Raw genomic sequence first — 14,990 nt, 5'->3', positions numbered from 1 at the left:
ATATTACTTATAGTATCATTTGAACTCTTACAATTAATCACATGCATTGGCGTATTTGATATAGATGATATACTACTTAATGGTGTTTCTTGCTATATTGGCATAATCTTATATTGTAAAGGAATTAGTAAGTTAATAGGTTATTAATCACATAATGAACACAATAATTTCACATTTTCTTCAAAAGGCAATCACAAAATGAACATAATTTCTTGCTAAACTATACTCAAACAAAAGGAAAAGGAAATGTTATTTGGATTACGATTAACATTTAACAAGTATAGAACAGGTATAGTGAAAGGAGAATTATTATGTATAATGAAATGAATAATAACAACGAGTATAACGAATATAACGGAGCTTATCAAAATTACTATAGCGACAATGAATCAACAATTGATTCGACTATTGTTGAAGAAGTAATTAAAGAACCAAAAAGAAGAAGACATATACCAGGTTTTGTAAAAGTTCCAGCTGCTGCAATTGCGTTTGGTGTGATTGCTTCCCTAAGTTTCCAAGCAGTACAAGGAGGATTTTCCTCTAATAATGGAACGGTTAAGGAGTCTTCAGTAAATCTAAATATTGATAAAAGTTCTAATTCGACTTCCGATTCCGGAGTAAAGACAGTTACAACAGATTCGTCTACATCAAGTGGTGCAACAGATGTATCTGGAGTTGTAGAGAATGTAATGCCTTCTATTGTATCAATCGATGCTACATCGACTGTACAACAACAAGATATGTTTGGTAGAGTATACAATCAAGAAGCGACAGGAAGTGGTTCAGGAATTATCATAGGACAAAATGATAATGAAGTTTTAGTTGCTACGAATAATCACGTTGTGTCAGGAGCTACATCAGTGGTAATTACATTTAGTGATGAATCAACAGCGGAAGCAACAGTAAAAGGTACGGATTCAGGTGCAGACCTTGCAGTTGTTTCTATTCCATTATCTGGTTTATCAGAAGAAACTAAGAATACAATTCGTGTTGCAACATTAGGGGATTCGGATAATGTTAAGGTTGGTGAAATGGCAATCGCTATTGGTAATGCACTTGGATATGGGCAATCTGTAACAGTTGGATATATCAGTGCCAAAGACCGTGAAGTTGCAACAGAAGATTATACAATGAAATTATTACAAACAGACGCTGCAATCAATCCTGGTAACAGTGGTGGTGCGTTATTAGACTCACAAGGTCGTGTAATTGGTATTAACTCTGTTAAATATGCTTCAGAAGAAGTTGAAAGTATGGGGTATGCAATTCCTATCAATTATGCAATTCCAATCATTAGTGATTTGATGAATAAAGAGGATATACCGGAAGATGAGCAAGCATATTTAGGTATTACTGGACAGGATGTATCAGATACCATCTCAGAAAGATATGGAATGCCAATTGGTGTATATGTTGGTCAAGTTAGTGAAAATTCACCAGCAAGTGAAGGTGGAATACAAAGTGGAGATGTTATTACATCATTTAATAATAGAGAAGTTAAGACAATGACACAATTACAAGAGTTATTAAGCAATAGGAAAGCTGGAGAAAAAGTGGAAATTGTAGTTAGCAGACTTATTGATGGAAGCTATCAAGAGAAAACACTTAGTGTTACATTAGGAAAAAAGAGCGAAGCTACAAGTAGCCAATCTTCAAACCAAAGTGGATCAATTAGTGGAAATCAAGGACAAGGTAGTCAATCTCAACGAGGTAATGGTAGATAATACAATATAATTTATAATAAAGAACCGCCAGAGCATAAATTAATGAAGTGACCCCTTTTTGTTAGACAACAAGTCTAATGAAAGGGGTTTTTCTATGTTTATAAGGAATTATAAAAAAAGCTTGACGGGGAGTTATCATGGAGTAGAATATACATAATCAAGTATAGGTTACGAGGGGGAACAATGCAGCAGTTAGTTTGAATAAGGAGGCATCATATGGATTTTAAGAATTTACCAAAAGTAGATTTACATTGTCATCTTGATGGTTCGTTAACTTTAGATATGATACGACGACATACGAATCAAGTAGTAACAGCTGACATGTTACAAGTTGAAGAACATTGTAGATCACTAACAGAATATCTGACAAAATTTCAGATACCCATAGAATGTATACAAGATGAAAGTGGTTTAAAAGATGCCGCATATACATTTATGAAAGAGGTAGCAGAAGAAAATACTAAGTATATAGAAGTACGTTTTGCACCAATGTTCTCTGTAAATGAGAAGCTTATTTGTAAACGAGTGATAGAATCTGTCCTTGAAGGATTAGAGAGAGGGAAACTAGAATTCGGTGTTGGATATAATATAATTGTATGTGCTATGAGACACCATAGTTTAGATGTGAATATTGAGATGTTACGAACTGCGAGAGAATATCTTGGTGATGGAGTATGTGCCTTGGATCTTGCGGGAGACGAATCAAGGTATCCAGTAAACCAATTTGGAGAATTGTTTACATTGGCGAAACGATTAGATATGCCTTATGTAATACATGCAGGAGAGACAGGAAGTCTTGAGAACGTGAGAAAGGCGTTCGAATATGGCGCTGCAAGAATTGGGCATGGAATTACTCTTCGTCATGATAAGGAATTGATGAAGGAGATAGCAAAGAAGGGTACTGGTATTGAGATGTGCCCAACAAGTAATCTTCAAACAAAAGCAATTGATGATTGGAGTCATTATCCACTACTAGAATTTATAGAACAAGGTATCAAAGTAAGTGTTAATACGGACAATAGAACTGTTAGCAATACGAATATGACGAAAGAATTGAGATTAATTTACGAACATTTTGGGCAGGACGAAGCATTAATATATAAGTTATTAAACAATGCAGTAGAAACGTCTTTTTCAAAAGATATTAACCTTTCATTATAAAGGAATCTATGAGTCTATTCATTGGCCATGCACATAGTTTATATCTTGTGAATATATTATTTACAAGTATAAAATGCAAGGAGATTCCTAATGAAAAGGAGACTAACAGCGCTTGTACTGGTACTCCTTATGGTAATGACCTCATTGGTTGGCTGTAAGAAAGACAGTAAACTAACTAAGATTACATTAAATGAAGTTGCACATTCTATCTTCTATGCACCTCAATATGTAGCCCTTGAACTTGGATATTTCAAAGATGAAGGATTAAATGTAGAGTTGGTTACAGGATTTGGAGCGGACAAAACTATGACAGCCGTATTATCTGGTGAAGCAGAAATTGGTTTCATGGGATCTGAATCTTCAATCTACGTATACAATGAAGGTGCAGAGGATTATGTTGTTAATTTTGCTCAGTTAACGCAACGTGCAGGTAATTTCTTGGTTGCTAGAGAAGGAAACGATAACTTCAAATGGACGGATTTAGAAGGTAAGACAGTTATCGGTGGTCGTGCAGGTGGTATGCCTCAGATGGTACTTGAGTACATTCTTAAGAAAAATGGTATTGATCCTACGAAGGATTTAACAATTATCCAGAATATTGATTTTGGGTTAACAGCAGAAGCGTTCTCATCTGGAACAGGTGATTATACGGTAGAGTTTGAACCAGCTGCAACTGCACTTGAGAAAGAAGGCAAAGGTTATGTAGTTGATTCTCTTGGTGTAGAGAGTGGTAAAGTGCCTTATACAGCATATTCAGCTAAGAAGAGCTATATCAAGAAGAATCCAGAAGTTATTCAAAAATTCACAAATGCGATTCAAAAAGGTCTTGATTATGTAAATTCGCATACACCAGAAGAAATTGCAAAAGTTATTAAACCTCAATTCAAAGAGACAGATAATGATAAACTGGTAACAATTATTAAGAGATATTATGACCAAGGAACTTGGAAGGACAGTACAGTATTTGAGGAAGAAAGCTTTGATTTATTACAAGACATTCTTCTAGAGGCTGGTGTTATTGAAGGCAAAGTTCCTTATACAGACCTTATAACTACTGAATATTCTAACAAAGCAGTTGAACAACAGCAATAAAAACAGATTATCATAATAGATACCGTACTAGACATTATGTTTAGTGTGGTATCTATTTTTATATGCATGGTAATACTATTGTTTATTAGTAAGACCATGGTAAATGGCATATATACGAAGAAATGAGGAGGAGTTAATGGAGTCATACCGTTATTTACTTGATATAGCATTAATACTTATAAGTACGAAAGTACTAGGGATAATAACAAAGCAATTTCATCTACCGCAGGTAGTTGGATCGCTATTAGCAGGTATTGTTTTGGGACCTGCTGTATTAAATATTTTAAGTGAAACGAATTTCCTTATGCAAATATCGGAACTGGGCGTAATTGTTCTTATGTTTACAGCTGGGTTAGAGGCTGATATACATGAACTTAAAAAAACAGGTAAAGCCTCTGCTGTAATTGCTTTGATTGGTGTAATCATACCTCTAATTGGTGGTTTTACAGTGGCATATTTCTTTAATAAGGAAAGTATTATGGCAAATGATGCGGGTGCAAGCATTCTTTTACAAAATATATTTATCGGTGTTATATTAACATCTACTTCGGTAAGTATTGCTGTTGAAACTTTAAAAGAGATGAATAAATTAAATACATCAGCTGGAAATGCAATATTAGGAGCTGCGATTATTGATGATATTCTTGGTATTGTAGCTCTTACGATTATTACAAGCCTTGCAGATTCCAATGTAAGTATTGTCGCTGTATTATTAAAGATTGTCGCATTCTTTATCTGTTCTATTATTGTAGGATTTATATTCTTTAAATTAATGAAATTCTTGAATAACCGTTATCATAGAGACATGAGACGTTTTGTAATACTGGCGTTTACATTCTGTCTATTAATGGCGTATTGTGCAGAAGAATACTTTGGTGTTGCAGATATTACTGGTTCATTTATTGCGGGGTTAATTATATCGAATACCGAACGAACCAAATACATCTCCAAAAATTTTGAAGTTGTGTCTTATGTATTACTTTCTCCAATTTTCTTTGCTAGTATAGGTTTGAAAATGGTATTACCACCGATGAGTATTAGTATTGTGATATTTGCTGTTATATTAATTATTGTAGAGGTGATAACAAAGATTATTGGTTGTGGACTTGGTTCTAAACTATGTGGATACACAGGTAGAGAAGCATTTCAAATCGGTATTGGTATGGTCGCAAGAGGTGAGGTAGCATTAATAGGCGCAAGTAAAGGACAAGCCCTTGGATTAATGTCGTCTTCCATGCTTGGTCCAATCATAATTGTTGTAGTTATTACATCGATTATATCTCCTATTTTACTTCAGATGGCCTTTAGGAAAAAGGACGTGTAAAAAGAGGAAGCTATGCACTAATTTCTTAGTACGTAGATCCCTCTTTTATAAAAAACTAAACTTCAATCGCTAAGCGACAGTATTTAAATCTAACTTATTTTTCTTCTGATCCATCTGCTTCTTCTTCAGTTGCTTCTTCAAAAACTTCTTCTTCCTCTTCAAAAGCCTCTTCTTCGAATGCTTCTTCAAAATCATCATCGAAATCGTCATCGAAGTCATCTTCGAAATCTTCTAAATAATCAGGTGTACAACGTTTGTAAATAGCATAAACGACAGCCGCGATAGCAGCAACAGCCGCGATAATAGCTATTACACATAATGCTTTATTTCTTTTCTTTTCCTCAACTTGTTTTCTTGAGATAAGGTCATTTAATTTTACAGCACTTAGTAATTCTTCGAATTTGTTATTCATACGTACACATCCTTTCTTTTCCTACTAATCATACGACTTGTCTGACTAGCTGATACCTATGTTATTATACCACGAAAGTTTGTGTTTTACTATAGTATTGAATTATTTAATAATTTATTATAGTTTTTTTAGTTTTGCAAATGATGCTTTCATTTTTTTAGTGCCAAACGTATTAAAATCAACGCTAACCATATAGTCATCACCTTGTTTGATCATATCAGTGACAATACCAACACCAAACTTGATATGCTGTACCGCATCACCAACACCGTAATCGATAACAGCTTTAGAAGGAACAGGTTTATCAAATGTTGTAGCACCAAGTTTGCTTGAGCCACCAAATCCTTTTGTGATAAAAGGATTGTTGGAAAATACATCATTTTTATCTGTGCTTGATGTCGTTTGCGAAGTCGGAGGAGTCCATGTACCACCTTTTTGCGTTGAACCACTTCCGTAATATGGAGTCTTAGCAGGTGTACCACCAAATTGCGAGGAGAAATTGCTACCAGCGCTATATCGACTATTTGATGAGGAGGATTGACTTAATAAATAGCGTGGTATCTCGCCAATAAAGCGAGAAGGGCGATTAAATTGTGTTTCACCGCGAACCATACGTTGTCTAGCTGCACTAAGATAAAGTCTCTTCATAGCACGGGTGATACCTACATAACATAATCGACGTTCTTCTTCAATGTCGGTTGGATCATCGGAATTGATACACATATAACTTGGGAAGATTCCTTCCTCCATCCCACATAAATATACATAAGGGAATTCAAGACCTTTAGCTGAATGTAGTGTCATTAATACAACAACATTATTAGAATCTTCTAAATTATCGATATCTGCTACCAAAGCAACTTCTTCTAAGAATCCGCTCAAACTAGGTTCTTCTTCCGTATTTTTTTCATAAGCTACAACTTTATTAATTAATTCGTTAATATTTTCAATTCTTCCTTCTGCCTCTTCAGTACCTTCTGCTTCAAGTTCGCTTAGGTAACCAGTTGCTTCTAATATTTCATTGATTAAGTCTTCAAGAGAATACTCTGGGTTAGACATCTTAGATTTCAGTACCTCAATTAAACTTACGAAAGGTGAAATCTTAGAAGTACCACGTCCAAGCCCTGGTATAGACTCCGCATGTTTTAAAGCTTCGTAAAAACTCATTCCATTCCAAATAGCATAATCGGTTACACGGTCGATGGTAGTAAGACCAATTCCACGACGTGGAATATTAATGATACGTTTTACAGCGATATCATCAAGTCCATTATCAATTGTCTTAAGGTATGCTAAGATATCTTTAATTTCTTTTCTTTGATAGAAGTTAACACCACCAACAATCTTATAAGGAATGTTACGAAGAATTAATTTCTCTTCAAATATACGAGATTGGGCATTGGTACGATATAAAATGGCAAATTCGTTATAATCATGTCCCTCATTTAATATGAGGTTATACATATCGGATACAATCTCATTCGCTTCTTCGTATTCAGTATCAAATTGAGTGAAAGACAATGGTTCACCTTCACCGTTATCTGTCCAAAGACGCTTGTCCTTACGACCAAGATTATTGTGAATTACTTCATTGGCTGCGTTAAGGATATTACTAGTAGAACGGTAATTTTGTTCCAGTTTGATTACCTTAGTTGAAGGAAATTGTTTTTCAAAGTTTAGTATATTATAGATATTCGCACCACGGAATTTGTAGATGGACTGATCATCATCACCTACTACACAAAGATTATGTTCAAGTTCGCCATCTTCGTTACGAGTAGAAGCAAGAGTACTAATAAGTTTAAACTGTACTGTGTTAGTATCTTGATACTCATCAACCATGATATATTTGAAACGTTTTTGATAATATTCAAGAACATCAGGGTGTTCTTCGAATAACTCTACCGTCTTAAAGATTAAATCGTCAAAGTCAAGAGCATTGTTTTGTTTCAAACGTTTTTGATATTCTTTGTAAACACTTGCATATTTACTTTTATTTAAATCACCTTGTGCTTCACGTTCATATTGTTCTGGTGTAATCAACTCATCTTTAGCTGCAGAAATAGCGCTTAATAAAGAACGCTCCTTGTAAGTCTTTGTATCGATGTTAAGATATTTACACACATCCCGAATTAAAGTTTTCTGATCATCAGTATCATATATAGTATATTTTTTATCATAACCAAGACAGTCGATATATCGACGTAGGATACGTACGCATGTTGAGTGGAAGGTACTAACCCAGATATTCTCAGAACCATATCCAACTATGTTATCAACCCTTTCACGCATCTCTTTCGCAGCTTTATTGGTGAAGGTTATGGCTAATATATTCCATGGATTAACATCAAGCTCATCAATCAAATATGCAATTCGATGGGTAAGAACTCTTGTCTTTCCTGAACCCGCACCTGCTAATATAAGTAAGGGCCCTTTATTGTGTTTAACAGCTTCTAACTGCTGAGGATTAAGTGTATCATAAATACTCATAATGAATACCGCCTATCTTTCTAAATTGGTAAAACACTGTTACCTATGAATAGTTACAAACATATGTTTATATTATAGCATCATCTAAAATAGGTTACAACTTAAAATCATCTTATTTTTACAACATATATTGTTTTTGGATATTGTTATTTAGTACTTGTTATCTAGTATCAAATACTATATAATGTATACTACGAGGTGATGAAATGGATTTATCTAAAGATGATTATATCAATCATTTAATAGACGAAATAAAAAAAATTGACTATATAAAAGCGGAAGATATTCCTAATATAGAATTGTATATGGATCAGGTTACTACTTATATGGATAAGCATCTTAAGTCAAACATACGGGACAAAGATGACAAGATGTTAACCAAGACAATGATTAACAACTATACGAAGAATGATTTATTACCGCCACCGAATAAAAAGAAGTATTCGAAAGAACATATGATTTTATTAATATTTATTTATTATTTTAAAAATATTCTTTCGATTACGGATATACAGAATATATTGAATCCTTTAACGGAAGCATATTATCAATCAGATAAGGGGATTGACTTAGAAAATATCTACACGGAGGTATTTGGCTTAGAGAAAGAGCATATAGACCTCCTTGTTAAAGATGTTTTGAAGAAACATACACGTTCTAAGTCAACTTTTGAAGAAGCACCTGAGGAAGATAAAGATTTTTTAACAACATTCTCTATGATATGTATGCTAAGTTTTGATGTATATATGAAGAAAGCCATCATTGAAAGATTAATTGATTCAACATTTGTTAAGCATAATGAACAAAAGCATAAGAAGAAAAAAGAGGCTGAGAAAGCTTCATCGAAGGAAGAATAAATCATATAGAAAAAGAACGTTAGGAGGTTGTACCACCTAACGTTCTTTTTCTATATGTTATTCTATTACTCTGAATCGTTAGATTCATCTTCGAATATTTCTCCTAAACGGGAGAAGACCATATCATAACCATCGTTTCCATAGTTAAGGGAACGATTCACTCTACTGATGGTAGCTGTTGAAGCACCAGTTTTCTCTGCAATTTCTAGATATGTTTTATGTTGACGAAGCATCTTCGCAACTTCAAATCTTTGGGAGAGAGATAATAGTTCATTCACTGTACATACGTCTTCGAAGAATGTATAACATTCTTCTGTATCTTTAAGACTGAGAATTGCTTCAAACAAATAATCGACAGCAGTAGTTCTAATCTTCTTACTCATTCTTAACGCTCCTTTTTTAGATATATCATATTTTACCACGATAAGTTTGAATTTATCAACAGAAGTATTAATAATTAGTTCTTCTGGGAAATTAGTTTCATCTAATAAAGGCTCAATGAATGTAGTATTACCAATATCTGATGCAACATGAGCGTCACTGTTTAAGCAAACTGGAACATTATATTTCTTACATAGATTTAGAATGGTAATATCGTTTTCGCGTGTATTTTGACGAAATCCTTTTGGATTTAAAGAGCCATTATTAATTTCAATGAGAACATGATTTTCTTTCGCAGCAAGAACAAATTGTTCATAATCAACTGGAAAACGAGAATCATCGGGATGCCCAATTACATTAATATGTGGATTTTCCATTGCTTTAATGTAAGCATTGGTATTCTGTTCCATGGTTCCAGCTGCAAGACATGGAGTATGAAGACTAGCTATTGCATAATCTAGACCTTCAAGAGTCTCTTCATCTAAGTCTAGTTCACCATTGTATCCTATAATATTAACTTCGGCACCAAGCATAAGCTCTAAGTCATCGTAATGGCGATCTACGACCTTTAGATTATGGAAGTAGAATAAATGACAAGTTCCTGGCATGGCAATCGCATGTTCTGAAACACCTAATAATTTAAGTCCCTTTTCCTTTGCCGCATATATCATCTCTTGTAATGTATTATATGCATGTCCACTTGCTATTGTATGGGTATGGATATCTAATTCGTATTTCATCCCGTCATCCTTTCTAGGTATAATATCGTGTTTCATTATATAACATTATGAAAATGGAAACAAGGGGCTGGATCCCGAGAATAGTATATTTGTAGCATGAAATTTATATGAATTTATGGTATTCTTAGAGTGGTAAAATATAGAAAAATTGCTTGTGAGATTATCTTAATTTATAACTTGGGAGGAAACAGATGAAGCGCTGCATTATTATACCAGATTCCTATAAAGGAACTATGTCATCATTTCAAATATGCAATATAATGGAACGGGCTGTGAAAAAGCATTTTCCTGATTGTGAAACGATTAAGGTACCAATGGCTGATGGTGGTGAGGGCACGGTTGACTGCTTCTTGAATGCAACCGATGCTAAGAAAGTAATGGTTCGTACAAGTGGACCATATGGAGAAACAATAGATGCCTATTATGCAAGGTTAGGCAATACTGCAGTTATTGAGATGGCAAGTGCAGCAGGTCTTATGTTAGCAATGAATAGTGAATTTGGTTTAGATCCCAAAGTAACGACAACATATGGTGTAGGACTTATGATGAAACATGCAATCGAACAAGGGTGTAAAGAAATTATTCTTGGCCTAGGCGGTAGTTGTACCAATGATGCAGGAGTGGGTGCTGCAAGAGCTTTAGGTACGTGTTTCTTTGACACAAGAGGAAAGGATTTTATACCTACCGCTGCTACATTATCTAAAATAGCTGATATTGATAATAGTGTTACAGAAGAATTGTTACAAGGAGTTAAGGTAACTGCAATGTGTGATATTGATAATCCACTTTATGGACCAGAAGGTGCAGCATATGTATTCGGACCGCAAAAAGGTGCTGATGAGGTAACTGTTGAACTATTGGATTCTAATCTTAAATATTTAGCGGATGTAATCGAAGGGGTACTTGGTAAAAGAGTAAGTCAGATGCCAGGTGCAGGCGCAGCAGGAGGTTTTGGTGCAGGTGTGGTTTCTTTCTTTCAAGGAAAACTTCGTTCTGGCATCGATACTTTATTAGACTTAATTAAGTTTGATGATTTGCTTATAGGAACTGATATGGTATTCACTGGAGAAGGACGCATAGATAGTCAAAGTCTTCGTGGAAAGGCAGTAATCGGAATTGCCATGCGTGCTAAAGTGGAGAATGTTCCAGTAATTGCAGTGGTTGGATCAATAGAAGAAGATATTGATGCTGCATATGATATGGGTGTCACTTCCATCTTTAGTATAAATCGAGCACCTATGAGTTTTGAGGAAGCTAAGGACTGGAGCGAACAAAATCTTGCAGATACGATGGATTCTTTGATGCGGTTTTATAAATGTGTGAGGGAAGAGTAGGGTGGAGGCAAAACTCTAGATAGTTTTACATAGCTTCTTAGCTAGCGTACTATGACACGAAACACGCTACACATCTAAGTACTTCTATGTGTGTACAGCCAACTTTATCAATTGGCTCGGAACCGCCTTCGATTCGGCTCCTGCCTCCCTAGTGCGATGACACAAAGGTAATATAAAGCTAGTAATATTCTACATCGCACGGCTGGCTCGGCTTCCTTAGGTTTACAGTACACACTAAGAAGTACTATAGATGTTTCGCTATCGTTTCTTAGTCATAGTACGTTAGCTAAGAAGCGGATTAACTTTGTTAAGAGTTTTGCATTTTTCTTTTTTAGATACACAAGTATAAGTAAGTTAGTAAGATAAATAAATAAATAAATGAAAAATTAAATAGGTAACCCATAATAGGTGCTCATTTATTGAAACGTCTTCAAGAAATGGGAATTTTACACCTTAATTCTAGACACATTAAATCTAATAATTAAGCGAGTTCTAAGTATATACGTATGTAATAACATAGATACTTAAAAACTCGCTTTATTTTAGATATTATTTAATGCTTTTGTTCTCACTGATTGCTTGAGAAACTTCTAGCTAAATAATTTACTTACAATTTGGTTTACAAGAGCACTATCTGCTTTACCTTTTACTTTAGGCATAAGGGTTTTCATGATATTACCTTTGTCTTTTGCCGTAGGTGTTGTTATTCCAAGTTCATCTAATACACCTTGGATTGTTGCATTAATTTCATCTTCAGACATGAATACTGGAGCATATGCTTGCATTACATCAATACGGAATTGGCATTCCTCGATGAATTCTGTACGATCCGCTGGTGATGAATCAATACTTTCTTTTAATACTTTAATTTCTTTAAGAACTACACTGTCTTCTTCCTCTTGTGTCAAATCACTGCGTTTATCAATTGCTGCATTCTTAAGAGCAGTTAATAATGCTGATAGAGCATTTTTCTTTTCTTTCTCGCCTGCTTTCATAGCAGCCATCATATCGCTTCTTACTACGTCGATCTTAGACATTAAAAAGCCTCCTTTATTATTTGGTTAATTATTGTATCAATATGTGCTTACGAAGTAAGCTATCGGTTATTAAATAAGCTGTGCTTACTTAGCGGGTAGCAACCGGATTACGTATCCGTCTGGCTATTCCTTATTGTAACGTTACTTACTTAGTTGTTAGATATTAACATTTAAGTAGCATCTAGAATTTATTATATATTCAGAATGTTTTAATTGCAAGGGGTTAGCCTAATCTTAGGTTATTAATGGAAAAATCCATTAGATTGTCATAAAGGCACCAAATTGAGCTAGGTATGCTTGATGTGCTTCATAGTTTGTATCAAAACTACCTACTTTTCTCCAGAAAGACCTGTCATGATTAAGATGTAGTATATGACATAGTTCGTGAATTATTACATAATCAATGGCAGCAGGAGCAGCCATGGAAAGACGATAGTTGAAGGTCAATTCCTTGTTGGAATTGCAAGTTCCCCAGGTCTTAGGAGAATTAACAATTGTCACACTCTTAGCTTTCACACCAATGACTTTTTCAAAATATTTCACACGTTCCTTCGTTATTTCACGAGTACGCTTTGTATAGAAGGAGTAGAGTGCAGCTTGAATGTCTTCTTCTGTTTCAGGAATTTCAGTAAGTAGGTCGCTAAGCTTGCATGCTTTCCCAAGGTATAAGAAATTTTCTTCTTCATCATATTTCTTCTCACGAGAGATATAGGTTCTGTTTTCCATACTCTTATATAACTTTAGGATAGGCTTTTTGTTGCTGATTAGAAACTTCTCAAGTTCAGATACTGGAGTTTTAAGTGGTGCCTTCAAGGTTACAAGTCCTTCTGGGCTTAACTCCATAGTGATTTTCTGACGCTTTGCATATTGCACTTGATAGGTTATTTCATAGGAATCTATTGTAATTTGCATGGAATGTCCTCCGTTGTTATTGGCATTTAGAATAATTTTGGGGGCTAGAGTTGAAGGTTTAATGTAAAACTATATAGTTTATAGAATTGATTTCAGGATATACCCTAGCTTAATAATCTCATTATAGAAGATTACGTTTCAAAATGAAATATATAATTGTTGAATTGGGAATCCTATGTTAAAATATTAGGAGCCAGTTTGTCTAATTATGAATAATGCCGTATAGGAATAGGAGTATCTGTTTTACTAAGGCATTTAAAGAGAATTCATTAATGTTGATTCGAAGGTAATCTTAAATCTGGTTAAAATAGATTAAATGATATTATTGTAGAAATTATTATAGAAAGAAAAGGTAGTTAAGATGAAAAAAGGTGAAGTTTTCGAGGGAGTTGTAGAAAGAGTAGATTTTCCTAATAAGGGAATCGTTATGATAGAAGATACGAAAGTTACAATTAAGAATGCATTACTTGGACAAAAAGTACGTTTCTCTATTAGTAAGAAACGCCAAGGAAGAGCAGAAGGTAGATTACAAGAAGTTGTTGAAAAATCGGTATTTGAAAATCGCGAAGCACTATGTCCACATTTTGGACCTTGTGGTGGTTGTACGTATCAAACATTCTCTTATGATAATCAGTTAAGTCTCAAAGCGTCACAAGTTAAGAAATTAATTGATGAAGTATGTGAAGATTATGAATTTGAAGGAATCCTTGGAAGTCCCGAGGAATGGGGATACCGTAATAAGATGGAATTCTCCTTCGGAGATGAAGTGAAAGATGGTCCACTTGCGTTAGGTCTTCATAAAAAAGGAAGCTTCCACGATATCGTAACTGCTTCCCATTGCAAAATCGTAGATACAGACTATAATCAAATCCTTACAACAGTGTTAAATTACTTCAGTGAAAGAAAAATTAGCTTCTATAAAAAGAACTCTCACGAAGGCTACTTAAGACATCTATTAGTTCGTCGTGCAGTAAAAACAGGTGAGATGATTATAAACTTGGTAACGTCATCGCAGCAACAAGTTGCATTAGATGATCTGAAGGATCAATTATTAGCACTTTCATTAAACGGAAAAATTGTTGGAATCGCTCATACAATCAATGATAGTTTAGCTGATGTGGTACAAAGTGATTCTATGGAAATCTTATATGGACAAGATTTCTTCTATGAAGAATTACTTGGCTTAAAATTCAAGATCTCTACATTCTCTTTCTTCCAAACAAACTCTCTTGGTGCCGAAGTGCTTTACAGTAAAGCAAGAGAATATGTTGGAGAAACGAAAGATAAGCTTATCTTTGACTTATACAGCGGAACAGGAACAATCGCACAACTCCTTGCTCCTGTGGCGAAGAAAGTAGTTGGCGTTGAAATTGTTGAAGAGGCTGTAATTGCAGCGAGAGAGAATGCAAAGCTTAACGAGCTTGATAACTGTGAATTCATCGCAGGCGATGTACTAAAAGGCATCGATGATTTCGAAGATAAACCAGTCTTAATCGTGCTTGATCCACCAAGAGATGGTATTCATC

At 34.6% G+C, this 14,990-nt stretch carries 13 protein-coding genes; 8 read left to right on the top strand and 5 right to left on the bottom strand.

From position 1 onward, the window contains the following. The 5 genes from ACW2QF_RS11285 (at position 1) to ACW2QF_RS11265 (ending at position 5,301) form a co-directional block, all read left to right on the top strand. Positions 1–147 carry a VanZ family protein gene (locus tag ACW2QF_RS11285; protein ID WP_455716103.1) on the top strand — a complete coding sequence of 49 codons (147 nt, stop codon included), beginning with the start codon at positions 1–3 and terminating at the stop codon, positions 145–147. Between the two features lie 164 nt (positions 148–311). After that, positions 312–1,724 (top strand): S1C family serine protease, encoded by a 1,413-nt coding sequence (locus ACW2QF_RS11280; RefSeq protein WP_455716101.1) that lies wholly within the window; start codon positions 312–314, stop codon positions 1,722–1,724. Positions 1,725–1,940: 216 nt separating this feature from the next. Then, entirely contained in the window at positions 1,941–2,885 is a 945-nt protein-coding gene (gene add, locus ACW2QF_RS11275) for an adenosine deaminase (RefSeq protein ID WP_455716100.1), read from the top strand. Positions 2,886–3,014: 129 nt separating this feature from the next. Next, complete coding sequence (locus ACW2QF_RS11270; protein ID WP_455716102.1) at positions 3,015–3,977, top strand: ABC transporter substrate-binding protein; 963 nt, start codon at positions 3,015–3,017, stop codon at positions 3,975–3,977. A 136-nt stretch (positions 3,978–4,113) separates the two neighbouring features. After that, positions 4,114–5,301: a cation:proton antiporter gene (locus tag ACW2QF_RS11265; RefSeq protein ID WP_455716099.1), complete on the top strand. Its 1,188-nt coding sequence runs from the start codon at positions 4,114–4,116 to the stop codon at positions 5,299–5,301. A 94-nt stretch (positions 5,302–5,395) separates the two neighbouring features. Here the strand turns inward: ACW2QF_RS11265 and ACW2QF_RS11260 are convergent, their stop codons facing one another. Together ACW2QF_RS11260 and pcrA are read right to left on the bottom strand one after the other, a co-directional pair. Continuing rightward, positions 5,396–5,713: a hypothetical protein gene (locus ACW2QF_RS11260; RefSeq protein WP_455716098.1), complete on the bottom strand. Its 318-nt coding sequence runs from the start codon at positions 5,711–5,713 to the stop codon at positions 5,396–5,398. 117 nt (positions 5,714–5,830) lie between these two features. Continuing rightward, positions 5,831–8,203 (bottom strand): DNA helicase PcrA, encoded by a 2,373-nt coding sequence (pcrA, locus tag ACW2QF_RS11255; protein WP_455716097.1) that lies wholly within the window; start codon positions 8,201–8,203, stop codon positions 5,831–5,833. 206 nt (positions 8,204–8,409) lie between these two features. Here pcrA and ACW2QF_RS11250 point away from each other — a divergent pair, with 206 nt between their 5' ends. Continuing rightward, positions 8,410–9,060, top strand: a complete 651-nt coding sequence (locus ACW2QF_RS11250; protein WP_455716096.1) for a DUF1836 domain-containing protein — start codon at positions 8,410–8,412, stop codon at positions 9,058–9,060. A 65-nt stretch (positions 9,061–9,125) separates the two neighbouring features. Here the strand turns inward: ACW2QF_RS11250 and ACW2QF_RS11245 are convergent, their stop codons facing one another. Then, positions 9,126–10,181, bottom strand: coding sequence for a YerC/YecD family TrpR-related protein (locus ACW2QF_RS11245; protein ID WP_455716095.1), 1,056 nt, complete (start codon positions 10,179–10,181; stop codon positions 9,126–9,128). A 191-nt stretch (positions 10,182–10,372) separates the two neighbouring features. Here ACW2QF_RS11245 and ACW2QF_RS11240 point away from each other — a divergent pair, with 191 nt between their 5' ends. Then, positions 10,373–11,515 (top strand): glycerate kinase family protein, encoded by a 1,143-nt coding sequence (locus ACW2QF_RS11240; RefSeq protein ID WP_455716094.1) that lies wholly within the window; start codon positions 10,373–10,375, stop codon positions 11,513–11,515. A 590-nt stretch (positions 11,516–12,105) separates the two neighbouring features. On the opposite strand, the gene ACW2QF_RS11235 is transcribed toward ACW2QF_RS11240, so the two are convergent. Beyond that, a complete protein-coding gene (locus ACW2QF_RS11235) occupies positions 12,106–12,552 on the bottom strand; it encodes a GatB/YqeY domain-containing protein (RefSeq protein WP_455716093.1) in 447 nt (148 codons plus the stop codon). Between the two features lie 258 nt (positions 12,553–12,810). Beyond that, on the bottom strand, positions 12,811–13,464 hold the full coding sequence (locus tag ACW2QF_RS11230) for a M48 family metallopeptidase (RefSeq protein WP_455716092.1): 654 nt from the start codon (positions 13,462–13,464) through the stop codon (positions 12,811–12,813). A 361-nt stretch (positions 13,465–13,825) separates the two neighbouring features. Here ACW2QF_RS11230 and rlmD point away from each other — a divergent pair. Continuing rightward, on the top strand, positions 13,826–14,990 hold a 1,165-nt coding region (gene rlmD, locus ACW2QF_RS11225; RefSeq protein ID WP_455716091.1), incomplete at its 3' end, for a 23S rRNA (uracil(1939)-C(5))-methyltransferase RlmD.

The organism is Anaerosporobacter sp. (genome assembly GCF_965301125.1).
Note: the sequence above shows the minus strand (reverse complement) of the source record. Positions and strands in the feature narration are given on the sequence as shown.